At 56.5% G+C, this 24,751-nt stretch carries 21 protein-coding genes; 6 read left to right on the top strand and 15 right to left on the bottom strand.

What is annotated here, in order from left to right:
• Positions 1-10 precede the first annotated feature (10 nt).
• On the bottom strand, positions 11-1,561 hold the full coding sequence (locus tag M2403_RS14785) for an MFS transporter (protein WP_259229788.1): 1,551 nt from the start codon (positions 1,559-1,561) through the stop codon (positions 11-13).
• 179 nt (positions 1,562-1,740) lie between these two features.
• On the opposite strand from M2403_RS14785, the gene M2403_RS14780 reads away from it, so the two are divergent.
• Positions 1,741-2,226, top strand: a complete 486-nt coding sequence (locus M2403_RS14780; RefSeq protein ID WP_259229786.1) for a universal stress protein — start codon at positions 1,741-1,743, stop codon at positions 2,224-2,226.
• Positions 2,227-2,232: 6 nt separating this feature from the next.
• Here the strand turns inward: M2403_RS14780 and M2403_RS14775 are convergent, their stop codons facing one another.
• From M2403_RS14775 to M2403_RS14765, 3 genes are all read right to left on the bottom strand, one after another.
• Complete coding sequence (locus tag M2403_RS14775) at positions 2,233-3,147, bottom strand: LysR family transcriptional regulator (RefSeq protein WP_310503639.1); 915 nt, start codon at positions 3,145-3,147, stop codon at positions 2,233-2,235.
• 214 nt (positions 3,148-3,361) lie between these two features.
• The gene (locus tag M2403_RS14770) at positions 3,362-4,426 is read right to left on the bottom strand and encodes an ABC transporter substrate-binding protein (protein ID WP_217153448.1); all 1,065 of its coding nucleotides are present in this window, start codon (positions 4,424-4,426) and stop codon (positions 3,362-3,364) included.
• A gap of 82 nt (positions 4,427-4,508) precedes the next feature.
• The gene (locus tag M2403_RS14765) at positions 4,509-6,638 is read right to left on the bottom strand and encodes a TonB-dependent siderophore receptor (RefSeq protein ID WP_165060248.1); all 2,130 of its coding nucleotides are present in this window, start codon (positions 6,636-6,638) and stop codon (positions 4,509-4,511) included.
• A 453-nt stretch (positions 6,639-7,091) separates the two neighbouring features.
• On the opposite strand from M2403_RS14765, the gene M2403_RS14760 reads away from it, so the two are divergent.
• Positions 7,092-7,979, top strand: coding sequence for a MurR/RpiR family transcriptional regulator (locus M2403_RS14760; RefSeq protein WP_152323820.1), 888 nt, complete (start codon positions 7,092-7,094; stop codon positions 7,977-7,979).
• Between the two features lie 146 nt (positions 7,980-8,125).
• Here M2403_RS14760 and M2403_RS14755 read toward each other — a convergent pair whose 3' ends face one another.
• The 10 genes from M2403_RS14755 to M2403_RS14710 form a co-directional block, all read right to left on the bottom strand.
• Entirely contained in the window at positions 8,126-8,632 is a 507-nt protein-coding gene (locus M2403_RS14755) for a protein disulfide oxidoreductase (protein WP_152323819.1), read from the bottom strand.
• A complete protein-coding gene (locus M2403_RS14750; protein ID WP_208950762.1) occupies positions 8,619-9,203 on the bottom strand; it encodes a DsbA family protein in 585 nt (194 codons plus the stop codon). Before M2403_RS14750 ends, M2403_RS14755 begins: the two co-directional genes overlap by 14 nt.
• Positions 9,203-11,248 (bottom strand): protein-disulfide reductase DsbD, encoded by a 2,046-nt coding sequence (locus M2403_RS14745; RefSeq protein ID WP_259229779.1) that lies wholly within the window; start codon positions 11,246-11,248, stop codon positions 9,203-9,205. The genes M2403_RS14750 and M2403_RS14745 overlap by 1 nt, the downstream gene beginning before the upstream one ends.
• 67 nt (positions 11,249-11,315) lie before the next feature.
• On the bottom strand, positions 11,316-11,681 hold the full coding sequence (locus M2403_RS14740; protein WP_259229778.1) for a copper resistance protein: 366 nt from the start codon (positions 11,679-11,681) through the stop codon (positions 11,316-11,318).
• A 117-nt stretch (positions 11,682-11,798) separates the two neighbouring features.
• A complete protein-coding gene (gene umuC, locus M2403_RS14735; RefSeq protein WP_259229776.1) occupies positions 11,799-13,064 on the bottom strand; it encodes a translesion error-prone DNA polymerase V subunit UmuC in 1,266 nt (421 codons plus the stop codon).
• Entirely contained in the window at positions 13,048-13,485 is a 438-nt protein-coding gene (gene umuD, locus M2403_RS14730) for a translesion error-prone DNA polymerase V autoproteolytic subunit (RefSeq protein WP_152323814.1), read from the bottom strand. The genes umuC and umuD overlap by 17 nt, the downstream gene beginning before the upstream one ends.
• A 155-nt stretch (positions 13,486-13,640) precedes the next feature.
• Positions 13,641-16,721, bottom strand: coding sequence for an efflux RND transporter permease subunit (locus tag M2403_RS14725; RefSeq protein WP_259229769.1), 3,081 nt, complete (start codon positions 16,719-16,721; stop codon positions 13,641-13,643).
• Positions 16,718-17,860, bottom strand: coding sequence for an efflux RND transporter periplasmic adaptor subunit (locus M2403_RS14720; protein WP_259229768.1), 1,143 nt, complete (start codon positions 17,858-17,860; stop codon positions 16,718-16,720). The genes M2403_RS14725 and M2403_RS14720 overlap by 4 nt, the downstream gene beginning before the upstream one ends.
• A gap of 93 nt (positions 17,861-17,953) precedes the next feature.
• Positions 17,954-19,135, bottom strand: coding sequence for a cell wall metabolism sensor histidine kinase WalK (locus M2403_RS14715; protein WP_259229767.1), 1,182 nt, complete (start codon positions 19,133-19,135; stop codon positions 17,954-17,956).
• On the bottom strand, positions 19,132-19,830 hold the full coding sequence (locus M2403_RS14710) for a response regulator (protein ID WP_259229766.1): 699 nt from the start codon (positions 19,828-19,830) through the stop codon (positions 19,132-19,134). Before M2403_RS14710 ends, M2403_RS14715 begins: the two co-directional genes overlap by 4 nt.
• A 125-nt stretch (positions 19,831-19,955) precedes the next feature.
• Between M2403_RS14710 and M2403_RS14705 the strand changes: the two genes are divergently transcribed.
• From M2403_RS14705 to M2403_RS14695, 3 genes are all read left to right on the top strand, one after another.
• Positions 19,956-20,741: a MipA/OmpV family protein gene (locus M2403_RS14705; RefSeq protein WP_152323809.1), complete on the top strand. Its 786-nt coding sequence runs from the start codon at positions 19,956-19,958 to the stop codon at positions 20,739-20,741.
• A 152-nt stretch (positions 20,742-20,893) separates the two neighbouring features.
• Positions 20,894-22,165 carry a DUF1479 domain-containing protein gene (locus tag M2403_RS14700; RefSeq protein ID WP_165060212.1) on the top strand — a complete coding sequence of 424 codons (1,272 nt, stop codon included), beginning with the start codon at positions 20,894-20,896 and terminating at the stop codon, positions 22,163-22,165.
• Positions 22,166-22,390: 225 nt separating this feature from the next.
• Positions 22,391-22,873 (top strand): nuclear transport factor 2 family protein, encoded by a 483-nt coding sequence (locus M2403_RS14695; RefSeq protein WP_259230166.1) that lies wholly within the window; start codon positions 22,391-22,393, stop codon positions 22,871-22,873.
• On the opposite strand, the gene M2403_RS14690 is transcribed toward M2403_RS14695, so the two are convergent.
• The gene (locus M2403_RS14690; RefSeq protein WP_165060206.1) at positions 22,870-23,790 is read right to left on the bottom strand and encodes a LysR family transcriptional regulator; all 921 of its coding nucleotides are present in this window, start codon (positions 23,788-23,790) and stop codon (positions 22,870-22,872) included. The genes M2403_RS14695 and M2403_RS14690 overlap by 4 nt on opposite strands.
• Before the next feature lie 95 nt (positions 23,791-23,885).
• On the opposite strand from M2403_RS14690, the gene M2403_RS14685 reads away from it, so the two are divergent.
• On the top strand, positions 23,886-24,740 hold the full coding sequence (locus M2403_RS14685; protein WP_259229762.1) for an aldo/keto reductase family oxidoreductase: 855 nt from the start codon (positions 23,886-23,888) through the stop codon (positions 24,738-24,740).
• Positions 24,741-24,751: the final 11 nt, after the last annotated feature.

The following is a 24,751-nucleotide window of genomic DNA, read 5'->3' as shown; positions in this document are numbered from 1 at the left end:
TGTTCAAACCTTAAGAAATTGAAGGGCTGGCAAGCGGACGCGGTGGATAAACGCGCGTTGCCATTAACGGAATAAAGAGGATCAGAATGACGGTCAGCACGACCATGACCTGATAAACATCAGCAGACGCCAGCACCACGGCCTGCACGTGGATTTGCTCCGCCAGCGCTGAAAGGCTTTCGCTGCCGGAGTGAGAAAACGACAGCCCCTGCCCGCTGTTTCCCCACTGATTCACCAGTGTGTTGGAGTGAAAATGCTCGCGCGCGGTACCCAGCCCTTCGAGCACGCCGGTTCCGGCCACCGCCGCCATACCTTTCACGGTGTTAAACCAGGCCGAGGCAAATGGCCCTTCGGCGGGCGGTAAACCGTTGGTGGCCAGCAGAAGCAGCGGGATCACCGCCATCGGCTGCCCGAGGATTTGCAGCATTTGCAGGCCGTAAAAATTATTGCGGATCCAGTCCGACGTCATCGCACTGCCGAGGTAACAGGTCACCGCGATCAGCCCCAGCCCGCAGGCCAGCACCCAGCGACAATCGACCCGGCGGATATTGCACAGCGCCGAGACCAGCGGCAGCGCCGCCAGTTGCCCGAGCGCGACATAAAGTGCCAGCGGAGCCGTCTGCACAGGCCGGTAACCGCGGATTTCCGCCAGATATCCGGCCGGAACCCCCGGTACTGCCACCAGGATCACCAGCACGCCGCCCAGCGTAATCAGCGAGAAGGTGAGATTGCGCCGCGCGAGTTGCTGCACTTTGAAAAATGGCAGCGGATGAAACCACTCGTTGACCATAAACAGCGTCAGGGTCGTCAGCCCCAGCAACAACATCCGGCAGATGAACGGCGAATCCAGCCAGCCCAGCCGCGTGCCTTGTTCCAGCACCACCACCAGCGAGGTGATAGCCGGTAAACCGAGCAGCAGCCCCACGCCGTTGAACTGCGCAAAACGTTCAAGCCGCAGCGGGTCTTGCGGAATGCCCCAGTGCACGGCGGCAATCGCCAGCAGACAAAGTGGAATGATTTGCCAGAACACCATTTGCCAGCCGGTGTATTCCGTCCATAACGCCGCCAGCGGGATGCCGAGATTCGGCCCGAACGTGGCTGTCAGCGCATACGCGCCCAGACCATAAAGCTTGATCCCCGGCGGTAAAAACCGCAGCGCGGCGCTCATCAGCATCGGCGGCAGGCAGCCGCCAAACAGCCCCTGCACCGTCCGCAGGACATAAAGCACGGGCAGATTGGGCGCAAACGGGCAAAGCACGCCCGCCACCATGAAAGCGGCGGTGACGCCGAGGGTGAAACGCCGCAATGACAGCGTGGCCGAAAACCAGGGCGCAAACGCCATGGCCGCCACCTGCGCCGCTTCATACAACGTGGTGAGCCAGCTCCCTTCGTCATGGCTGATAGACAGCACGCCGCGCACGTCGGTCATCGCAATATCGGTGACGTGTTCGTTTAATCCGGCCACCAGCGAGGCCAGCAAAATGCCCGTCAGCCCCGTCATGATGCGCAGGTCAAACGTCGCCGCTGGCGGCATAGCTTTAGGTTGCGCAAGTGTTTGCATTACTTATCCCTTCCAGATGATCAGGGGCTCAGTCTAGAAAGTTGGCGCAGCGGGAGGAATTGCGATGTTTGCAGCCGAGGCGTGCGTCTGGCGCACGTGACAGGTGCATACAGAGGCATTTATTTACCAGGGCGGGTTACCCAAGATAGGGTCTTTATCATTCACAGAAAGGATACGCGATGTTCACCAATATTCTCGTGGCGCTCGACGGGTCGCCGCAATCGCTGGCGGTCATTGAACTGGGCCGGAAAATCAGTGCCGGAAAACCGGCCAATCTGCATATTTTATGCGTGGTTGACGGGGCGTATTTGCTGCCCGGCGTACATCATTTCTTAGCGGAAAACCCCACAAATAACGAAGCCAGCGACGGGCTGGTTTACCCCCCGGCGAATCACGAATATCACGAGGCGCGGCGCATCGTGAGCCACGCCGTGACGGAACTCACGGCAGACAACCGCCACGTCAGCGGGCTGATTGTCGGCGGGGAACCAACGGAGGTGATTATCCGGGAAGCGGCCAGACTCAAGGTGGACTTAATCGTGATGGGCCACCGGCATTTATCCTCGCTGCAACGCTGGGTCGAACACTCCATCGTGAAAGAAGTGATCGACCTCGCAGCCTGTCCGGTGCTGGTGGAAAATCAGGAAACGGAGCCGTCGTGCTGACGCGGATCACGCGCTAGCGGAATGGAGACATAAATCATGAATGGTGCGCCGCAGCCACTGATGGGCGGGATCATTCTGGAACCGCGGATGCCAGGCCTGAACGATAGGAATGGCATCCAGTTCCACCGGCAGCGGGAAGGCGCGCGTTCTGATCCCCATCGTTTTCACCGCCTGCACGACATGTTCCGGCAACGATAAAATCAGATCGGAATTCCCCAGCGAAAACACGCCGGAATGGAATGTCGGCACCACCAGCGAAATGTGGCGCACGAGGCCCAGTTCTGCGAGCCGCTTATCGATAGGTCCGCGCGCGCGTCCACGCCGGGATACGCTGATCTGCTCATAACGGGTGAATGATTCCGGGGTGATTTCATGGTCGAAAATCGGATGGTCTTCACGCGCCAGCCCCATAAAATGCGTGGAAAACAGTGATTGTACGTGAATATCATCTCCCAGCGGACGCATCGCGCTGATGTAAAGATCGACCTTGCCGTCGCGCAGACTGTCTTCGTCGCTGCCATTTTCCGGGGTAAAGCGTAAACCGACGTTATGCGCCTCCTGCCGTAAACGGCTGAGCAGGATCCCGCCGAACGCGCTGATAAAAACGTCGTTGGCGTGCAGCGTAAACGTGCGTTCCAGCTGCGATAAATCCACAACCGACTGCGGCTGCAACAGCCGGACGGCCTCGCCCATTATCTGATGTACTTCTTCCCTGAGGGCCAGCGCCCGCGGGGTTGGCACCATTTTTCGCCCGGCCTTGACCAGGATCGGATCGCCAAGCTGATGACGGATACGGGTCAGTGTCCGGCTCATCGCGGGCGCGCTTAAATTCATTCTGCGCGCCGCACCAATCACCGAGCCTTCGTCCAGCAGGGCATCAAGAGCAATAATCAGATTTAAATCAGGGGTTTTCATCATCATTCATATTGGAAACAAGCCGTTCCATAACATAGCCAGAAAGGCGCTGGCCGCAAAGTGAAAAACGTAAAAGCATTATAAAGACGCCGTGCGGCCTGATAACTGACTTTCAATCACCCGAGCCGTGCGTGGCACGCAATCGCCATTAACCTCAGGAGGAGATGAAAATCTCCGGGTGCCGTCAGGCAGCGTTAGCCGGAAGCCCCGGATCTTACTTTTAGTCTTTGCCCTTGCCGAAATACGTTCCGCTGTACGGAACGGGCAGGTAATCGTGAAAGAGTTGTCGGAGGGTTTGCTCAGGTTCGATATCGGCGAAAAGATCCGGGTACAGCGTTTTCGCCATAAACTCAGTGGCCGCAACGTGCCACGGGCTGAGGTAAAAGTTCTGCCATATCACCGCCGTGTGGCCGTTATGCAGGGCTTTCAGCGTGCGCAATCCGTTCTGCTGCGCGGTTAATTGCGCCAGACTTTGCTGAACCATTTCGGGGGAAATGGCCGGACCGAGTTTCAGATCGTCTTTGTCGTTAACGTCGCCCGCACCGGTCGCGATGTAAAATTCCGGCTGCGCCATGATCACGTATTCTTCATTCAGACGACCAAATACTCCGCCGACGGTTTTACTGGCAATGTTGTCGCCACCGGCAAACGTCAGCAATTCGCCGAGACTGCCTTTCACCGCTGTCACACAGCATTCATTGCGGCGCCCCAGATGCAGCTGGAGCAACACCGTGGGTTTGGGGCCCTGGTAGGCTGCCAGCCGGTCGTGTATCACCTGCATATGCGAGCGATAAAACTGCGTGAACGCCTTCGCGCGTTCAGTCTGGTTAAACACTTCACCGAGAATCTCCACGCTGCGGGCGGTATTTTTCAGCAGATGGACACGCAGATCGATTCTCACCACCGGAATGTGCGCCGCTTTCAGCATCCGGAGCAGCCGTAAATCCGCATCGTCGTAGCGCGCCAGGCTCGGCAAAATCACCACGTCAGGTTTCAGCGCCAGCACTTTCTCGGGGTTCATTTCATCAGGCCCGCCGCCGCCCAGCACCGGAATTTTCAGCATCTGCGGGAATTTTTGCGTAAATATCGTCCAGGTCTGGCTGTCATACCGCTTTAAATCCAGCGGCCAGCCGACAATGCGTTTCACCGGATCGCCGGTTTCGAGCATTGCCAGCGTATACAACATCCGGCTTTCGCCCAGCACAATACGCTGCGGATTATCGGGGATTTCAACCTGATTCCCGTCGATATCCGTTACCGTTCGCGCCTGCACCGCCACGCTCATCACCGCACTCAGCAGCACCAGCGCGATAAGCGCCGGTCTGAAAAATACGGGCACGCGCAGCGCGCCCTTTTGACTATCACGATCAGAATTCAACACTGGCCTGTACCATCAGATTACGGGTTTCGCCTTCACGCACGCGCAGATTGCCGCCGCTGGAGGTGTAATAGTGTTTGTTAAACAGGTTGTTGAGGTTAAGTTTCAACTGCGTTTTCTCGCCGAACAGCGGGTTGTTCCACGCGATAAAACTGTCGGCCACCACATAGTCCGGCATCGTGAAACTGTTCTCCGGATCGCCTGCCCGCGTGCCGACATAACGCGCCCCGCCGCCCACGCGGAAATCCCCCGGAATGCCGCTGAACGTCAGATTATGGCTCAGATACAACGCGCCGGAATGGCGTGGCGCATTTTGCAGGCGGTTGCCGTTATTGGCGGAGTTCACGCCGTCATTCACAATTTCGGCATTGTCATAACTGTAATTGGCGCTCACATCCCAGTCCGGCAGCACTTCGCCATTCAGTTCAAATTCAGCGCCGGTGGAACGCGCTTTATCAATCGCCCGCGTTGTCCCGTTAATGCTGAGCGACATGTCGCGTTCGTCAATCCGGTACAGTGCCACGCTGGCAAACAGGCGCGGGGAAATCTGCCATTTACTGCCCACTTCCCAGTTGGTGCCCTGCTCCGGTTTACCGACATTGCCGTCATCATCCACGTCGGTTGATGGCGTAAAGGATTTGCTGACACTGCTGTAAAGCGAAACATCTGGCGTCAGTTTGTAGATAAGCCCGGCCTGCGGCAGGAATTTGTTGCCTTCACTGTCGAGCGTCTGAACCACCGGATCAAAGCCTTTCGACGCGCGCTGTTCGTAATGCTGATAACGCCCGCCGACCACGGCAATCCAGTCCGACGTCAGCGAAATGCTGTCTTTGGCATAGACCGAACGGCTGTGAATACGGTTCAGGTTATTGCCGTTGGCGGTGTTTTCCGTGGTGCTGTCAGTGACCGGCGAGAGGATGTCGTATTGCGGATCAAAGTAATTGAAGCTGCTGTTCGCCTTGCCCTGATACTGGTGTGCGCGATAGGTCTGATTCATCTCATAATCCGTGCCCAGCACGATATCGTGATTCATCCCCAGAATATCCTGAGAGCCCAGCAAGTCCCACGAAACGTATTTGGTTTTGTGGTTAAAGCCGCGGTTGGCGTCGGCGCGCCGCGTCACTGCGCCGGTGGTCGTGTTGACCGCCGTCACCCTGACTTCATCATTGTTGTAGCGGCGCTGGTTCCAGCCGAGCGTCAGGCGGGTGCTCCAGTCATCGCTGAACTGCCAGTCATAATGGGCGTTCAGCGTTTTATTATGGCCCCAGGCGCGGTTTGCTTTGTCGTCCAGACGGTCTTTATAGTTGATATCAATCGGTTTGCCGTTGATAAATGCCGTGCCGCGATCGTAAGGAATGTCGTAGCGGTAATCGGAATAGCTGATCAGGAAGCTGGATTTTTCGCCATACCATTGCAACGACGGCGCAACCAGCGTGTGTTTATCGCTGCCAAAATTGCGCCAGTAATCCTGATTTTGTTTTTCCGCAATCAGGCGGAATGCAAAACCGTTGCCGAGCGGGCCGGTGACGTCAATCGTGCCCGCGCCGCCACCTTCGCTGGAGGAACGCCCGCTGATTTTGGTGTGCCAGTCGTATTGCGGCTTTTTGCTGACGACGTTGATCACGCCGCCCGGATTCTGAATACCGTACAGCAGCGATGCCGAGCCTTTCAGCACTTCGACGCGCTCGGTGGTGGCATCAAAATTCAGCCCCTGACTGCTGCGCACGCCGTCGCGGTAAATCGAACCGTCGGAGTTCGAACCAAATCCGCGGCGGACAAACCCGTCCTCAGTGCCCGCCAGCGTATTGCCTTCGGTGACGCCGCTGACAAAACGCATCGCGTCCGACAAACTGGAAGCCTGATAATCCTCCAATTGTTGCTGCGTCACTACGCTGACCGACTGCGCTTCATTGAGCCGCGAAGTCGGCGTTTTGCTGGCCACGGAAGTCTCGCTGGCGCTGTAACCCTGCCCGTCTGTTTCCTGTCCGGACACCGTGAGCGTATTGCTGTCCCACGCAGAATAACTGATCCCCGGTGTCAGCAACGCGACACCATAAATAGCGGCCATAATTGCCGGATGGCAATTCCGTTTAAAAGAAATCGTCCTGTTATTATTCATTTCATTACGCCTGATGTTTATTATTTTATTATTTCCGTAAATTCATTCCGGATATTTTAAGAAACCACCCGATTTCGCAGGGAACTATTCCCGCAACGTCCCCATGGGTTATTTCCAGCACGTTCACCGGGTCAAAAAAAACCGCTGTAATGCAATTGATAATCATTCCAACATGTGAAAACGTAGTAGTAAATGAACAATTTCATGTCTCTACTACATTAATCGTTAAAAAAACTCACACAGTTACCGGGTTGAAAATAAAATATAATTAACTGATTTAAAATAATTAAACTTCAAAAACACCTTCCACAACCTGAATCCTTTCGCCCTGAATCTTGTGAATTGAACCGTTTTCATAGCGGAAAAATCACTACATTTGATAAGATAAAATTCCTCTCAGAAGCACTGACGCTTACCCATACACTTTTAAAGCAAAGGGATCGGGTTCATTCCATGGCCGCCACTCCGTTAAAAAAACGTATTGATGTATTTGGTGAACGTTATCGTGCGCGGGCACCCGCACTTTCACCACGCTTACAGGCCGTGGTGAGATATATCTATGACAATCGTGAGACTGTTCTGGAATCCACGGCATTAGAAATTGCTGCCGCAACGGAAACCTCGGATGCCACCGTGATCCGCGCAATTCAGGCATTAGGGTTTGCCGGTTTGCGTGATATGAAAAAAACGCTGGAAGCGTGGCTCGGCACGGCGATTAATTCAGAAGAAAAGATGATCACGACGGTCAGCGAGCTGGCCTGCGATATTAATTCCGGTATCGATTTCGTTCTCGATGGCCATAAACGTGCGTGCGATACGCTTTCGGAACCCGGCAACCGGCAGGCGATGTCTGAAGCCGTCGCGTTGCTGATTGGCGCGCGTCAGGTGGGGCTTTTTGGCATTAATGCCTCGGGAATTCTGGCGGATTACAGCGCGCGGCTTTTCAACCGCATTGGCATTCCGGCCGTTTCGCTTAACCGTTCCGGCGTCGCGCTGGCGGAGCAGCTGATCAGCCTGCAACGTGGCGATGTGCTGATTATGATGGCGCAAAAAAACGCGCACAAAGAAGGAACGACCACGGTTCGCGAGGCAAAACGTCTGGGGATCCCGATCATTTTGCTGACGCACGCCACGGAATCTTTCTTCGCCAAAGAAGCGACCCTCGTGATCAACGTGCCACGCGGCGGCGAAAATGGCCGGATGCCGCTGCATGGCACCGTGCTGGTTTGTCTGGAAATGCTGATATTATCGGTCGCATCCGCCACATCCTCCCGCACGGTCAAAACCATGACCCGCATTCAGGATTTATACCGGACACTGAAACCGTCAAACAAGAAGTGAGGCGTTATGATCTGCGTTTTTGGCCATCTCAACCCGGACAGTGACACTATTTGCAGCGCGCTGGTCACCGCCGCCTGGCTTAACGAGTAGAAAGGCCTTCACCACGGTGAAGGCCTTGTGTTTCGGACGATAGCAGCAACGGCAAATCAGGTACGGATTTGCGCCCACCACAGCCGCGCTTTCATTCCCCAGTAAGAAGTCCAGCCGGTCGTTGTGGCAATCACCTGCCCTTTATCAATGACAACGAACGTCGGGGTGACGCCAATATCCCACTGTGCCGACAAATCGCCGCGGGCATCGTTAATCACCGGCATGTGAATGCCCTTTCCGTGCAGATAACGCTCCAGCGTGGCGTTATCCCCTGAACGCAATGCCACGGTCAGGACGTTCTCCCCTTCTTCTGCCAGCCGGGAAACTGAAGGTGTGGTCATTTTGCACACGCCGCACCACGTTGCCCAGAAATAAACCAGCAGCGGGCGCTTCTGACTTTGTTGGCTGAGCGTCACGGACTGATTGCTGAGGGTCTGCAACGGCTGGCTGCCAAAACTGGCCGGTGCCTGCGGCGCGCGCAGAAAATCCATTCCCAGCATCACGACCAAAATCAGCACGACGAAAATCGCCCCTTCGCGCACCCAGCGTTTAAGCCTGATCATGTTTTGCCTTCGCCAGTTGTTCCTTCACGACTTTCTGCAAATCCTCCCAGGAGATGGCACCCGCAATCAGCTGATCGCCAATGATCGTCGCAGGCGTTCCCTGAATGCCCAATACCTCGGCGATTTCCACATTGGTTTTCAGTTCAAGATAACTGGCGGGCGTCACGCGGATGGGTTCCAGTCCGGCATATTTCACCGCCTCGAGCGCACTGGCTTCATCATGCTGCCCTTTTTTAGACATCAGCCGCTGGTGTACCACCAGAAACTTTTCCGGATGCTGCTCCCAGACCGTCATCGCCGCACGACCGGCAATAATGGAGCTCGCGCCGCGAAAAGGCAGCAGTTTAATCACCACTTTGATATCTGGATTTTCCTTCGCGACTTTTTCCAGCATCGGATCAAACTGCTTGCAGTAAGGACAGTTGTAATCGGTGAAGGACACAATGGTCAGCCGGGGATTTTTCGCGCCAAACCACGGCGAGGCCGGGTTGTTAAACAGCGTATCTTCCGGCGTCATCGCCAGAACCACCGGAGAAATCACCATCATCATAATCAGCATTAACGTTTTCATTATCGGGCTCCACGGGCATCTTCCAGCCTCTGTAATACGGCGTCACGGGTAAGCAACGGCGATAAGATTTCACCGGCAGGATTGTGCGGACCATAAATTTGATTAAACGGCACGGCGACGCTGCCGCGTTTTTGCAGGAAGTCATTGATCGGTTTTGACGGCAACGTCCAGTCACCGCGCAGGGCCACAACGTCGTTTTCCGTCAGGGCTTTCTGCACATCGTCGCGCATCAGTACGTTGTATTTGTTGGCTTTACAGGTCACACACCAGTCGGCGGTGACATCCACAAAGACCACTTTATTTGCCGCCAGCGCGGTCTGAATCGCCTCTTCGGACAAGGGTTGCCAGGCAATATCATCGCGCAGTGGCTTCCCGCCTGTGCCTGAAAAGTGCGAGGCCATGACGATCACGGCACTGGCCAGAAGCGCGCCCGCCCCCGCAGTTAACGCCGAATTACGCAAGCCATAGCGGCGCAGGGAGAAGGCGAACAGCATCACCAGCAAGACACCCGCCAGCACGGCCACCGTCAGCGCAGAGAAATGGTTTTGCATCAGGCTGAGCAACCAGAGACAGGCCGACAGCATCAGCGCGCCGAGGAAAAGCCGCAGCCGCAGCATCCAGCGCCCCGGCCGCGGCAGACACATCGCCAGCCCCGGCCACAGGGCAATCATCAGCCACGGCAGACTCATGCCGATGCCCAGCATCAGGAACAGCCCCCACAGAACCGGCAGCGGTGCGGCCAGCGCGAACGCCACCGCCGTGCCGAGAAACGGCGCGGAACAGGGCGTCGCCAGCAGCGTGGCAAAAGCGCCTTCAGCGAAGTGTCCGCTGAGACCGGAACGCTGATGCGTCGCCAGACGGGTGGTCATCTTTGAGGGCAGATTAATTTCAAACAACCCCAGCAGATTGGCGGTAAATACGGCCGTGACCAGCACCATCAGCCCGATAAACCACGGGCTCTGAAACTGAATGCCCCAGCCCAGCGTCTGATGGGTGTAACGGAGCAGCGTCATCAGTAACGCCAGCGCCAGAAACGAGGTGATAATCCCGCCCGATGACGCCAGAAACTGCACGCGAATGCTTTTCCGGTTGCGCTGTTCCACCTGCAAAATACTGCCGAGTTTCATCCCCAGCACCGGCAGAACGCAGGGCATAAGATTGAGAATGAAACCACCGGCCAGTGCCATCAGCGCCACCTGCCAGAGTGCGACCGCGCCCGGCGCGCCGGCAGAAAGCGGGCTCACTTTCAGGTAATTTTGCTGCGCCAGACCATTGTCCGACAACACGATACTCAGCGTTTTGCCCGTGATATCCGCCGCCTTATCGCCCCATTCGTCGGTCACGGGCAGCGTGAACCGCGCCAGTTGCCCCTCCACTTTCACCACCGGCTTGCCCAGCGAACTGCCTTCCAGCGTGTCGGTAAACACTTGCGGATTTTGCCAGCCCTGCCCGCGGTGAGCGGTGATCTGCAATACGCCGGGGCGATATCCCGCCGTCACGCTGTCTGTCAGCCCTTCAGCTATCGGCACTTTACCCATTGCCGCGGCAAACTCGCGTGCGAATTCTGCGCTGTCCGTACTGGAACTGAGATCCAGACTGAAAGGATAGTCGGTGAGAATGCACACGTTGCTGCACACCGGCAGTGTCAGCGTTCCGGCAATTGTGCCCGGCACTTCACCGCTGAGGATGACGGGCAGCGTGACTTCATCGTGATAGCCCTGGGTGGTGATGCCCGCGACATCAAAACGTGCGGGCGTCGGCCAGTACCCTGTAGCCTGTTGCGCCGTGACCGGTTTTTGCCATTCGACTGACGGCGCAATACCGCCTTCCCCCGGCGAACGCCAGTAGGTTTTCCAGCCTTTTTCGAGGCTGACAGAAATCAGCAACCGGGTTTCTTCTTCAGAAGAATCGGCAGACTGCGCCTGTAAGCGCACTTTCGCGTGGGTATTTTGCGGGCTTTGCAGCCAGCCGGTGTCGGCAGCATATCCGGTATGCAGCCAGAGCATCAGTAAGCAGCCAGCGGCCACCCTGAATAAATTTCGCATCGATTTTCTCCAAAAATAAAAAAGTCACATCCTGATGAAAAACAGGCGTGTTTTATTCCCGGAGTTTTTATTCCCGAAATACACAGAGCCGCAAATGCACCCGCAGGCGCGGCACGGGGACGGCTTCCGGCACAAGCAGGCGGATCGCCGCCAGATTGCCACGTGTCAAAAAGGCCAGCAGCAGGCTCAGCGCCAGAAACGCAAATTCTAAGAGGAGAGGAGGAACAGAAAGCAGCGATTTGCTGCTGAGCTCGCAGGGAGCGGGAATTTTAGCGATTTCAGAGGTCGTGGATGACGCCTGCGCCGTCGCCGTTTCCTGATGCACGATTGCGGACAACGCATTCAGCCCGGCGATGCGCTGCGTCATACACGTCAGTATGACCAGACAGGCCAGGCAAAAATAGAGCAGTGCTGAACGCCGTTGTTTATTCACATTTCCCTCGCAAGCAGGCCGCCATTCTAACGGCCACTCAAACATTCACAAGATGTATGAATCATGAATTACAAGAATTTACGCTCAATAATCTGCGCTGCGTGACTCGTTTAGCCGTCAGGCACGTGCCACCGGGACATCGCTCAGACGCGTGGTCCATGCAGGGGATAACATCTCGCGCTTCATCTGCCAGTCCCGCGAGATCCCCTGCCCAGCGAACCACAGCGTCCCTTTTCCTTTATCATTGATTTCATCGAAAAGCGTCATCAGCGCATCGCTGTTGGCACGCGGCGCGCGCTCATCAAATAAGTGCAACTGGGACACGCCCTGACTGAAAAAATCCCCCAGCATTACGCCCGCTTTCTGATACCGGTGCCCTTCTTTCCAGACATCATCCAGACACTTTGTTGCAGCGAAGATAATGTCGCGGGTGTCCTGAGTGGGCGTAATCAGCCGGGTACTCGCCAGATTTCCATAGTAAATCTCCCCTTCCGCGAACGGGCTGGTTTTGACAAAGACGGAAATCTGCCGGCAAAACTGATGCTCTGCGCGCAGCTTTTCAGAAGCCCGCGTGGCGTAATAACAGATGGCTTCACGCATTTCCTGATACGCCGTCACCCGCGTGCCGAAAGACCGCGAGCAAACAATTTCCTGTTTGGCGGGCGCAAATTCGTCAAAGCCTAAACAAGGTTCGCCGCGCAGCTCGCGCACGGTGCGTTCCATCACTACATTAAAATTCTTCCGGATAAACCACAGATCGCATTCGGCAAGCTGGAGCGCCGTTTTAATCCCGGCGTCATTCAGTTTTTTCGATATCCGCCGCCCCACGCCCCAGACCTCTTCGACCGGTACATACGACATCAGCTTTTTCTGACGAACCGGATCAGAGAGATCGATAACGCCCTGACTTTTTGTCCATTTTTTTGCCGCGAAATTGGCGAGTTTTGCCAGCGTTTTCGTCGGCGCAATGCCGACGCCAATGGTCAGCCGCGTATGTTGTTTCACCGTGTCCCTGATTTCCTTGCCGAAACTTTCTAAATCGAGATCCCCCGGCAACCGGCTGAGATCGAGAAAGGCCTCATCGATGCTATAGATTTCGATTTTCGGACATAACGCGCCCAGCGTCTCCATCACCCTGTGGCTCATATCGCCGTAAAGTTCGTAATTGCTGCTGAAAACCACCACGTTATGTTGCTGAAAAAGTGCCCTTTGTTTGAAGTACGGCGCGCCCATTTTGATTTTGAGCTTCTTCGCTTCCGCCGAAAGCGCAATCACGCAGCCATCGTTATTGGACAACACCACGACCGGTTTGCCTTGCAGGTCAGGGCGCCAGGCGACTTCACAACTGGCGTAGAACGAGTTCACATCAGCGAGTGCGTACATTGCGATGCATCGTGCTGATAACGGTGGTGACAACGCCGACAATCTCGACTTGCCGGTCTTCATTCAGCGGAATAGGCGCGTAGGACGGGTTTTCAGCCCGCAGATGAGGATACGGATGGAGCATCAGTCGTTTCACCGTAAATTCTCCGTCCAGACTGGCGACAACGATATCGTTGTGAGCCGGTTTCAGGCTGAAATCGACCAGCAACATTGAGCCATCGATGATCGCCGCGTCCCGCATGGAATCGCCGGAGACTTTAAGCACATAGGTAGAAGAAGGATGCGCAATCAGGTGCGCCACCAGATCGATACCCTTCTCCACATAGTCCGCCGCCGGGCTGGGGAAACCCGCTGCAATAGGGTTTAAATACAACGGGATATCCGTTTTTTGCTGCCGTGCGGCGATTTTGTAAAGCATCATGAGTGGAGTTCCTGCAAACATACTGTATTTATATACAGTATAGTTAATCAGGTGCTCAGATCAATGGCTGCCAGCACAGATCAGCAGGCCCCGCGCCGCCTGCGCGACTATCGTGTTGATCTCGCAGAGAAGAAATTTTGGCGATTTTAAATGCGTCAGATTGAATTTCCGCAAGCGGCCGCCCTCACCTTCTCCCGCTGCATAATCAGGCTCAGCGCAGCCGGAAGCAGCGTAAGCGTGACGAAAGTGGCGACAATTAACCCGCCGATAATCGCGTAAGCCATCGGCCCCCAAAATACCTGTTCGGCGATCGGCAGCATCCCAAGTATTGCCGCGCAGGCCGTCAGCAATATAGGTCTTGAACGGTGCCCGGCGGCGGCCTTGATGGCGTCATCACGGCCCATCCCGGCGATAACGTTATTATCCACTTCGCTGATCAGGATCACCGCGTTGCGGATAATCATTCCCGCCAGCGCGATAATCCCCAGCAGGGCGACAAAACCCATCGGCGTGCCGGTGGGCAACATCGCCAGCACAATGCCGATAAGGCCGAACGGAGCCATGAATAAGGCCAGTAGCATGCGCGAAAAACGCTGCAACTGGATCATCAGCAGGATCAGCATCACGCACAACGTGACCGGCAGCACGGCATACACCGAACCGTTGCCTTTATCTGACTCCGCCACTACGCCGCCCTCCTCGATTTTATATCCGGAAGGCATCGCCGCACGGATACGCGAAACCCGCGGCGCGAGTTGCTGCGATACGGTTTCAGCATGCAGCCCCGGTGCTAAATCCGTCTGAACGGTAATGAACGGCAGCCGCTGGCGACGCCACACAACCGGATCGTCAATCCCCCAGACCGGTGTCGCGACCTGACTTATCGGGATTTTTTGCCCCGTTGCGGTGGTGATCATCAGGCCCGACAGCGTGGTGATATCCTGACGCTCGCGGTTGTTCGCCCGCAGAACAACATCAATCAGCCGGTTTTTATCCCGGACGGTGGTGACGACGCTGCCTGACCAGACGGTGTTAAGCAAAGCCGCAAGACTTTCCGAAGAAACGCCTGCCGCACGCGCTGCCGTCTGATTCACCCGCAGCGTTATTACCCGCTCGGGCTCTCCGGCGGTCAGATTCACTTCGCGCGTAACCGGAACCTCACCCAGCGTGGCAGCGAGATGTTGGGCGATCTGTCTGACCTGCGCATAGTCCGGGCCGCTGACGCGATATTTTACCGGCCACCCGACCGGCGGGCCGAGTTCCAGCGGGGAAACGCGCGTGGTGATGTCGCTGAAATCACGGGCTAAAATGGCCTCAAGCTGTGCGCGAAGCTTGTCACGGTCTTCCAGATTTTTGGCGACAATGACCAGCTGCGCCGTATTCTCGTTATCCAGTAACACATCCATCGGCAGATAAAAGCGCGCAGCCCCCGACCCGACATAATCCGAATAGTGATCGACATTCCGGTTACCTTGCAGCGCACGTTCCAGGCGTTCAGTTTGCCGCGCGGTTTCGGTCCAGGAAGCATTCGCGGGAAGCGTGAGACTCACCAGTAATTCCGGCCGGTCGGAGGCGGGGAAAAATTCCCCCTGCATAAACGTCGTCGCATACATCGCCATCGCCAGCAACAGACAGGCAATACTCAGCGTGCCCCACCGGTGAAGCAGCACATAATTCAGCAGACGCAGGTAGAAACGCATTAACCGGCCACGCTTTTCACCGTGCGATGCAAGCTTTGCGGGTAAAATCCACGTCCCGATCAGCGGCGAAAAAAGAATGGCGACCACCCAGGAACACAGCAACGCGATAAGCACCACGGCGAACAGGGAGTAACAATATTCACCGGCGCTTGAGGCCGCGAAGCCCACCGGAATAAAACCGGCAATCATCACCAGTGTGCCGGTAAGCATCGGGAATGCCGTCGTTTCAAAAGCGTAAGTGGCGGCGCGCCAGGCCGGATCTCCCGCCTCGATACGCGACACCATCGCTTCAACGGTGATCATCGCGTCATCCACCAGTAACCCGAGCGCAATGATCAGCGCGCCCAGAGAAATGCGCTGTAACCCGATTCCCGCCAGCATCATGCCGATGAACGTCATGGCCAGAACCACCGGAATGGCCGCCGCCACAACCAGCCCGGCGCGGGTGCCGAGTGAAACAAAAGAGACGGCTAATACAATGAAAACGGATTCAATCAGCACCCGGATAAAGCTGCTGACGGCCTGTGAAACCACCGCTGACTGATCGGCCACTTTGACCATTTCAATGCCGTGCGGGAGGCGCGTGCGGATGTCCGCCATCCGGTCATTGAGCGCTTTGCCAAAGGACAGCATATTCCCGGCGGAAGCCATAGAAATCGCCAGCCCGATAGCGGGTTGCCCGTTAACACGAAATTCGGGTGCAGGCGGCTCGGCATCCTGACGGCTTATCGTCGCGATATCCGTCAGCGGAATGTAGCGCCCGGCGATGTGCAGCGTCACCGCCTGCAAACTTTGCTCAGACGTCAGGGAGCCGCTTACGCGCAGGGCGATATTTTCACGATCGCTGCGCAAAACACCCGCAGGTTCGACCGCATTTTGCGCTTTCAGGGCGTCGGTGACCTGCTGCAAATCAATGCCCATCCCGGCGAGCTGCGCGGGCGAAAACGCAATCACAATGTTTTCTTCCTGAATGCCCAGCAGGCGGGTTTTGCCGATGTCCGCCAGCGACATCAGGCTGCGGCTGATGTCTTCCACGCGGTCGCGCAGTTCACGCGGCGAGTAACCCTCAGCGGTAAACCCATAAATCGTGCCAAACGTATCATCGAACTCATCGTTGACCGACGGCCCCTGCACGCCTGCGGGCAGCGACGGGGCGATATCCTGCATTTTTTTACGCACCTGATACCAGATGCCTGCAACCTGTGCGGGCGGCGTATCATCACGCAAGTTAACGAAAATCACCGATTGCCCGGCGCGGGTCTCGCTCTCAACGAAATCAAGATACTGGATTTCCTGAAGTTTTTTCTCCAGCGTATCCGTGATCAGATTGACCGTATCCGCCACGCTGGCACCCGGCCAGCTTGCAGAGACTACCGCCGTTTTAATGGTAAACGCCGGATCTTCGTTGCGCGGCAGTTGCTCATAACTGAAGACACCGGCGGCCATGAGCAGAAGCATAAAAAAGGCGATCAGCGGCTGATGTGCCAGTGCCCAGGCGGAGAGATTGAACCGGTGTACGGGAGTGGACGGCTTCATTCGCTGCCTTCCCCCAGCGTCACTTTTTCGCCATTGCGCAGTTTACTCACACCGGCAATCGCGACCGTTTCGCCGGGACTCAGGCCAGCCGAAATAAAGATTTCTTTGGTGCTGTAACGCGCTAAAACCACCGGTTGCAGGTGCAACGTCAGCGTTTTGGTATTCACGATAAAAATGGCGGGCTGACCACCGGCGCGGGTCAGCGCCGACGCAGGCAGTGCGATCGCCGTCTGGCCTGAAGCAGGGAGAATGAGCTGAATGCTGGCCCCCAGCGCCATGGCGGGCGGCGGGTTATCGAGCGTGATACGAACACGCCATGTCCGGGTTTGCGGATCGGCCAGCGGGCTGATATCCCGTAAATGCCCCGGCGCGATCACTGAAGAGCCGGACAGTAACGAAACGCTAAAAACAGCGCCCGCCTGTGCCGGAATCGCCTGCGGATCGGCGACATCAAACACCGCATCACGCCCGCCGCCCGAGGCCAGCGTCACAATCTGTTGTCCGGCGCTGACCACCTGCCCGACCGAGGCGCTGACCTGCGTCACGACGCCGTCCGCCGGTGCGGTCAGTTGTGCCCAGGAGAGATTTTCACGTGCGTTTTTCAGCGCATCTTCACTGCTCTGACGCCGCGCGCGGGCCGCCTGCCAGTCGGATTGTGCGCTATCCAGCTGCGTGCGGGCGATAGCACCGCCCGGCATCAGCAGCTTCATGCGACGGAGATTCAGCGCAGCCAGCTGTTCCGCGGCGCGGGCGCTGTCCAGATCGGCCTGCGCGCTGTTGAGCTGGTTGCGGCGGGTGGCACTTTCCTGCGTCGCGACAATCTGCCCGGCCGCCACACGATCACCGACATCGACCTGACGGGTGAGGATCCTGCCGTCCAGCCGGAAACCCAGCGCCACCTCTTCGCGGGCGCGGATTTCACCTGTCTGGATAACCGTGCCGGAGGCTGAAGGAAGCGGCGCAATCACCACGCGCACCGGCCTTGCGGGTACTACGGGCTGACGGGATTTATCGCCACACCCCACCAGCACGACGACAACTATCAGCAGACAGGCGGCGGGAAGAAAGGGCAGCAGACGTCCAGCAGCACATAAATGGCGCACGCCGTGGCGGGCATAATCCGTAAAAGTAGCGGTCATGACAGACTTCCTGAATTGAGATACCGCTATTCAATCCGCTCACTGTCCAGATTCCCGCGATATTTCATCAAGGAACCGTCAAGAACCGCTTATTTATTTTCCCGCTTCCGGCTGAGGCAAACTGACCGTGATAACCAGCCCGCCCTGTTCTTTCAGCAAAGCCCGGATGCCGCCGCCATGGGCTTCACATATCGCACGGGCAATGGATAGCCCCAGCCCGCTGCCCCCGGAGTGCCGGGCGCGGGAAGATTCTGCCCGGCTGAAGCGTTCAAACATTACCGGCAGAAAACCCGCATCGACACCCGGCCCGTGATCCCGAAACGCAATCTCCACGCCGCCTTCACTGTGCGAAATTGCAATATCCAGCCGGTGGCCTTCCTGCGCATAACGCAGCGCATTTTCCATCAGAATAGTGAAGACCTGCCCGAGACGGAACGGATCCCCGACATAAGGACAGGGGATATCGGGCGTCACGGTGATGTCAAAACCGGCTTCCGCTAGCTGCGGCCTGAGCCAGGCCACGCGCTCGCGCAGCAGTTCAGCCAGATCCAGAGATGTTTTATGAAGATTCAGCTGACCGGCGTCCGCCAGCGAAAGCAAATGCAGTTCGTCAATCAGCCGGTTCAGATGCAAAAGCTGTTTCATGACCATCTGTAACTGACGCGGCTCCGGCTGAAATACGCCATCAAGCATCCCCTGCAACCGCCCTACCGCCGCCGTCAGCGGCGAACGCAGCTCGTGCGCCATCGCGACATGCGACGCCCGCAGTTCCCGCTCATAGCGGGAAAGTTGCAGCATCATGGCGTTGAAATCATCGGTAAACTGGATAAGTTCAGACGGGGCATTTTTCACCGCTTCAGCCCGTGCATTGAAATCCCCTTTCGTGACCGAACGGGCCACCTGCGCCAGACGGCTGAACTGCGACGAAAGCGGGCGCGCGGCTTTTAAACCCAAAAGCGCGATAAAAGGGATCACCACGACCACCAGAATGCCGACCATCATCCAGTCGGCAGAAGCAATCGAAGGATCCGAATAGCGCACGCCCCAGCCCTGATCCACAATCTCATGAAACCGCGCCAGATTAAGCTCAGGGTTACTGCGCAGCACCTCAAATTCAGCCCGCATTGCCGGGGACATGTGGTGCAACACCCAAAGATTTTCGATGGCAAAGCGCAGCCACATGCACAGCGCAATCAGGATCACGCTGCCGATTGCCAGCGTCAGGATACGGACACAAATCCAGCGCCAGAGGGACTGATAATGTGGGCCACTCATGGTTGTCTGAACCGGTAACCGACGCCACGCACGTTGACCAGCACGTTGACGATCCCCGAAGATTCCAGCTTTTTACGCAGGTTATAAACGTGCGTATCAACGACCCTTTCCAGCGCCTCGCTTTCCGGCAGGCAATGTTCAAGCAGATATTGCCGTGAGAACGGACGCGTCGGAGCGCGCATTAATGTGCTCAGTACACCGAACTCTGTTGGTGTTAAATCCAGATAGCGCGGTTCACCCGAGGCTGACCGGACAGCGGCGGTGAGGGCATCGGTATCAACATCAAGCCCCTGCCAGCACAACACGGAAGACACGGCCTCTGAGCCGGAAATCACCCGCCGGAGTACAGCCTGCACCCGCGCCACCACTTCGCCAGGGTTGTAGGGTTTGACAACATAATCATCAGCCCCGAACCGCAGCGCACCAATTTTGTCAGGCATATCGCCCATTGCCGTCACCATGATCACCGGAACGCGGCTTTCGCGGCGGATTGACGCCAGAACGTCCGTCCCTCTTATTCCCGGCAACATCACATCCAGCAGAATAAGATCAGGCTTCCACCGCTGCGCATTTTCCAGCCCGGATAGCCCGTCTCCCGCAATCTGCACCTCATAACCTTCACGTTTCAAATACGCATCAAGAACATCCGCCGCATCGACGTCGTCTTCAATGATCAGGATCCGTTTTGTTTGCATGTCTGCCGCCTTGACTGTTTCTTCATAAATCCCAGACAGTTTATTGACACTGCCTCTGCATACTCCGGTTTTCGGCGCGGCTGCAATCCGCTACGAACCATACGGTTGGGTGATGAGGAGTCACAATGATATCCAGAAAACTTATGCTGCACATTACCTGTTTCACGCTGTCCGCAACAGCGTGGCAGGCACAGGCCGGTGACGATGCGTCAGCGGAAACGTTTACGGTCGGGATGGGCGCACAAAGCGCCCCGCGTTACAGCGGATCAGATCAGCGTCACTGGCTGGCGGGGCCGGTCATTCAGGCGCGGGACAACGCGTTTTTCTTCGACTCCCTGAAAGGCGTGGGGTATGACTTACAGGCAGATAACGGCCTGTATCTTGAACATACGCTGGGGTTCAGCCTGGGCCGGGCGGACAGAAATTCCACCTGGCGTGATGGTTCAAATAAACTCAAAGGCATGGGAAATATCGATGCAGCCGTCAATACCGCCATCGCGGTGGGCTGGTCTGCCACGCCGTGGCTTTCATTTGAAGGCAAAGCCACCCTGCCGCTGAGCGACGGGCAAGGCGTACACTATCAGACATCCGTCACGCTCCTGCCCGTGCAAAATAACGCTGACACCGTTGCACTCCAGTCCGCGGCACTTTTTGGCGACCGGCGTTACATGAATACCTTCTATGGCGTGAGCCAGAAACAAAGCGAACGCACGGATTTCGCGCCTTATCAGGCGGCCGGGGGTTTTTATGGCGTGGACAGCAGTCTGACGTGGAGTCACCAGTTCACGCCACACTGGGGCAGCGTCGTCAGTGTAGATTACGCCTGGCTGAGCGATCACGCCGGTAAAAGCCCGATCGTTGACCAGCGCGGCGGGACCACGCTGAATCTTGGCGTGCTTTATACTTTTTAAGCATTCCCGCCGCGCAAACCCGAATTTCAAAACCGTGATCCGCTGCAAAAACACCTGCACTGAGTTTTGTTACTGTCGTCCATGAACTTACGAATGAAAGTAATATATACTTCGTATGTAATAAAAATCATAAACGACACGGGAGAATCATCATGCATAAAACCCCCATCGCGACAAAACTGCCGGAAGATTACAAACAGCAAATCATTGACGTAAAACAAAAACTACGGTCTCAGATTGGTGATGTGCAGGGGCTTTTTGATCAGGTGTGCAGCAAAATTGAATCAGAGATTGCTGCCGCCCGTGAAGAGGAACGTGCTCAGGGTTCGGCGTGGCCAGAGATCGAATGGTCAGATCTCGCCGCCGGAAAAGGATCCGGGGCGCTGATTGCGCAGGTTAAGCGTCGTGGTTGTCTGGTTGTGCGCGGAACGTTCGGGCGCGATGCGGCGCTGGCGATGGACGAGTCCATGCTCAGTTATCTGGACAATAACCATTTCGACGACGTTTACCGCGGGCCGGGCGATAATTTCTTTGGCAGTCTGGAGGCTTCGCGTCCCGAAATTTATCCCATCTACTGGTCAAAAGCGCAGATGGAGGCAAGGCAAAGTCAGGAGATCGGCGCGGTTCAGTCATTCCTCAACCGGTTGTGGAAATTCAACAGCGAAGGAAAAGTCTGGTTTAACCCCGATATCAGCGTCATTTACCCTGACCGGCTCCGCCGCAGACTGCCGGGAACGACCTCCAAAGGCCTCGGCGCGCACACTGACTCCGGCGCGCTGGAACGCTGGTTATTGCCTGCTTATCAGAACGTCTTTCGGAATATTTTCAACAATCGCTTTGACGAATATGACCCGTGGGATGCGGCGTTCCGGCCAGATGTGAATGAATATGACGTCGCTGATACCACAAAATGCTCCGTATTCCGCACCTTCCAGGGCTGGACGGCGTTGTCTGATATACAGAGCGGCCAGGGCGTTTTGCACGTTGTGCCGGTCCCTGAGGCGATGGCCTACATGTTGCTTCGCCCGTTGTTAGATGACGTACCCGAAGATGAATTGTGCGGCGTCGCGCCGGGCCGGGTTTTGCCTGTCTCAGAGAAATGGCACCCTCACCTCATTAACGGCCTTTGCAGCATTCCGCAATTACAGGCCGGAGACTCTGTCTGGTGGCATTGCGATGTGATTCATTCGGTTGCGCCGGTTGAAAACCAGCAAGGATGGGGAAACGTGATGTACATTCCGGCAGCGCCGATGTGCGATAAAAATCTGGCGTATGCGCACTCCGTACACGACGCCCTGAAACAGGGAACTTCCCCTGCGGATTTCCCGCCAGAACATTATGAAATGAACTGGAAAGACCGGTTCCGGGATACCGATCTGAATAAGAACGGCCTTCAGGGCTTAGGGCAGGACGCCGCGAAGTAATCCCATTCCCATTCAATGCAGACCTTGCGTTTAAGGTCTGCATTGTCCCCCGGAAACAACGACAATCTGATGCCCGCAAACCCCATAAGCGCAAAGCCAACGGGTAGGTTCAGGGAAAAAACGTGCTGATTTACGATTAGCAACGCAACATTGCTTTCTTATACGTGGCCGAACGCTTATATACATGAAACACCAACGCACATTCTCCCTTAACATGAGGCCATGATGATTGACAGCCGCTTAATTGTGAAAAAACCCCTGCCGCCGTTTACGCGTGAAAGCGCCATCGAAAAAGTCCGGCTTGCCGAAGATGCGTGGAACAGCCGCGATCCGCAGCGCGTCAGCCAGGTGTATTCTGCCGATACGCGCTGGCGCAACCGCAGCGAATTCGTCACGGGTCAGGCCGGTGTGGTGGAATTCCTGCAACGTAAATGGGCCAAAGAGCTGGATTACCGCCTGATTAAAGAGCTGTGGGCGTTCGACGGTGAGCGGATTGCCGTGCGGTTTGCTTACGAATGGCACGACGATTCCGGCAACTGGTTCCGCAGTTTTGGCAACGAAAACTGGGCGTTTAACGCGCAGGGGCTGATGTTCGAACGTCACGCGTGCATCAACGATTTACCCATCGCTGAAGCCGACCGCAAATTCCACTGGCCGCTGGGCCGCAGACCTGACGATCATCCCGGCCTGAGCGAATTCGGGTTTTAACCGGCCGCCGCTCGGTTCAGATTGTCTTCGCGGACAAAATCGATAAACGCCTGCAAAGGCGCGGGGATCAGGCGGCGATCGTTGTAATAAAGATAAGGGCCTGAAAACGACAGCCACCATGGCTGCAAGATGGGCTCCAGCTTACCGCTGACAATGGCGGGCGCCAGCCACTCTTCGAACAGGTAGATGATACCCGCGCCCGCGATAGCGGCTTCCACGGCCAGATCCACCGCACCGCCGACGCTCACCACCAGCGGGCCGCTCACCTGCACGCTGAGGTTTTCGCCATCGCGCTCAAATTCCCAGTCCGGCATATTACCGCTGGCATAACGGCCACGCAGACAGCGATGCTCAATCAGATCCCGCGGATGTTCCGGCCTGCCCTGCGCGTCGAGATACGCGGGAGACGCCGCCGCCGCATAACGCTGACGGCGCGGCCCGATGGGAAGCGCCACCATATCCTGCTCAAGACGTTCGTCGTAACGAATACCGGCATCGCAGCCGTCGCGAAACACATCCTGCACATTACTTTCCGCAATAATTTCCAGCTGGATATCCGGATAGCGCCGGAGGAATTCCGGCACCAGCGCAGGCAAAACCAGCCGCGTGGCGCTGACAGGAACGTTCAGCCGCAGCGTGCCGCCGGGGGTATTGCGATAACGGTTAAGCGCATCCAGCGCGGCATTCACCTCATTCATGGCGGGCTGCAAACGTTCGATCAGCGCCCTGCCGGCTTCGGTCAGCACCACTGTGCGGGTCGTCCGGTGAAACAGCCGGATGCCGAGCTGCTGTTCTGCGCGACGCACCGCATCACTGAGCCGGGACGCATTGCTGCCGGTGACGCGCGCCGCCTCACGAAATCCACCGGCTTTCGCCACTTCAACCACTGCGTGCAACAGGGCGATATCCATCGACATTGTGCGTAACCTCGTACAGTTTGTCCTGATTTTACCGGATAGTTGCACAACCAGCGCCCCGCTACAATCAGTGAACATTCACAGAGGAGAATTCCATGTCAAAGCCTTCCATGACTTATCGCCTGGGCGATCGCGAAGTAGGACGCTTAGGTTACGGCGCCATGCAACTGGCGGGACCGGGCGTTTTTGGCCCGGTGAAAGATGAAGCGCGGGGCATTCAGGTATTGCGTGACGCCATCGCCAGCGGTGTGAATCATATCGATACCAGCGATTTTTACGGCCCGCATGAAACCAACCGGCTGATCAAAAAAGCGCTGCATCCGTACCCTGACAATCTGTGTATTGTGACCAAAGTCGGCGCGCGCCGTGATGAAAAAGGCGGCTGGTTACCGGCTTTCAGCCCGCAGGAACTGACGCAGGCCGTGGAAGATAACCTGCGTAATCTGGGGCTGGAAACAATAGACGTGGTGAATCTGCGCAGCATGCTCGACATTCATCAGCCGAAGGACGGTTCACTCGAACCGCAACTGGAAGCGCTGATCAGACTGAAAGAACGTGGTTTGATTCACCATATCGGCCTGAGCAATGTCACGGCAACTCAGGTCGCTGACGCGCAGAAACTGACGGCAATTGCCTGCGTTCAGAACATGTATAACCTGGCGAACCGGCGCGATGATGCGCTGGTCGATACCCTTGCGGAACAGGGCATTGCGTATGTGCCTTTCTTCCCGCTGGGCGGTTTTTCACCGTTGCAGTCCACGTTGCTTGATGAGGTGGCTGCCACATTGCAGGCCACACCGATGCAGGTCGCGCTGGCGTGGCTGCTCAAACGTTCACCGAATATTTTGCTGATCCCCGGCACGTCGTCGCCGGAACATTTACAGGAAAATCTGGCGAGCACGACGCTGCAATTGTCCGAAGACGTGATGGATAAGCTAAACGGAATATAAGGCCAGCCGTA

It is taken from the genome of Rahnella sp. BIGb0603, from assembly GCF_024808755.1.
Classification (GTDB): domain Bacteria; phylum Pseudomonadota; class Gammaproteobacteria; order Enterobacterales; family Enterobacteriaceae; genus Rahnella; species Rahnella contaminans.
The sequence above is the reverse complement of the archived record's forward strand: the minus strand, read 5'-3'. Positions and strand labels throughout refer to the sequence as shown.

Excerpts from the sequence above, each read along its gene's own strand:
- M2403_RS14785 (WP_259229788.1), bottom strand. The coding sequence starts at position 1,561 with ATGCAAACACTTGCGCAACCTAAAGCTATGCCGCCAGCGGCGACGTTT.
- M2403_RS14780 (WP_259229786.1), top strand. The coding sequence starts at position 1,741 with ATGTTCACCAATATTCTCGTGGCGCTCGACGGGTCGCCGCAATCGCTG.
- M2403_RS14775 (WP_310503639.1), bottom strand. The coding sequence starts at position 3,147 with ATGATGATGAAAACCCCTGATTTAAATCTGATTATTGCTCTTGATGCC.
- M2403_RS14770 (WP_217153448.1), bottom strand. The coding sequence starts at position 4,426 with ATGAGCGTGGCGGTGCAGGCGCGAACGGTAACGGATATCGACGGGAAT.
- M2403_RS14765 (WP_165060248.1), bottom strand. The coding sequence starts at position 6,638 with ATGAATAATAACAGGACGATTTCTTTTAAACGGAATTGCCATCCGGCA.
- M2403_RS14760 (WP_152323820.1), top strand. The coding sequence starts at position 7,092 with ATGGCCGCCACTCCGTTAAAAAAACGTATTGATGTATTTGGTGAACGT.
- M2403_RS14755 (WP_152323819.1), bottom strand. The coding sequence starts at position 8,632 with ATGATCAGGCTTAAACGCTGGGTGCGCGAAGGGGCGATTTTCGTCGTG.
- M2403_RS14750 (WP_208950762.1), bottom strand. The coding sequence starts at position 9,203 with ATGAAAACGTTAATGCTGATTATGATGATGGTGATTTCTCCGGTGGTT.
- M2403_RS14745 (WP_259229779.1), bottom strand. The coding sequence starts at position 11,248 with ATGCGAAATTTATTCAGGGTGGCCGCTGGCTGCTTACTGATGCTCTGG.
- umuC (WP_259229776.1), bottom strand. The coding sequence starts at position 13,064 with ATGTACGCACTCGCTGATGTGAACTCGTTCTACGCCAGTTGTGAAGTC.
- umuD (WP_152323814.1), bottom strand. The coding sequence starts at position 13,485 with ATGATGCTTTACAAAATCGCCGCACGGCAGCAAAAAACGGATATCCCG.
- M2403_RS14725 (WP_259229769.1), bottom strand. The coding sequence starts at position 16,721 with ATGAAGCCGTCCACTCCCGTACACCGGTTCAATCTCTCCGCCTGGGCA.
- M2403_RS14720 (WP_259229768.1), bottom strand. The coding sequence starts at position 17,860 with ATGACCGCTACTTTTACGGATTATGCCCGCCACGGCGTGCGCCATTTA.
- M2403_RS14715 (WP_259229767.1), bottom strand. The coding sequence starts at position 19,135 with ATGAGTGGCCCACATTATCAGTCCCTCTGGCGCTGGATTTGTGTCCGT.
- M2403_RS14710 (WP_259229766.1), bottom strand. The coding sequence starts at position 19,830 with ATGCAAACAAAACGGATCCTGATCATTGAAGACGACGTCGATGCGGCG.
- M2403_RS14705 (WP_152323809.1), top strand. The coding sequence starts at position 19,956 with ATGATATCCAGAAAACTTATGCTGCACATTACCTGTTTCACGCTGTCC.
- M2403_RS14700 (WP_165060212.1), top strand. The coding sequence starts at position 20,894 with ATGCATAAAACCCCCATCGCGACAAAACTGCCGGAAGATTACAAACAG.
- M2403_RS14695 (WP_259230166.1), top strand. The coding sequence starts at position 22,391 with ATGATTGACAGCCGCTTAATTGTGAAAAAACCCCTGCCGCCGTTTACG.
- M2403_RS14690 (WP_165060206.1), bottom strand. The coding sequence starts at position 23,790 with ATGTCGATGGATATCGCCCTGTTGCACGCAGTGGTTGAAGTGGCGAAA.
- M2403_RS14685 (WP_259229762.1), top strand. The coding sequence starts at position 23,886 with ATGTCAAAGCCTTCCATGACTTATCGCCTGGGCGATCGCGAAGTAGGA.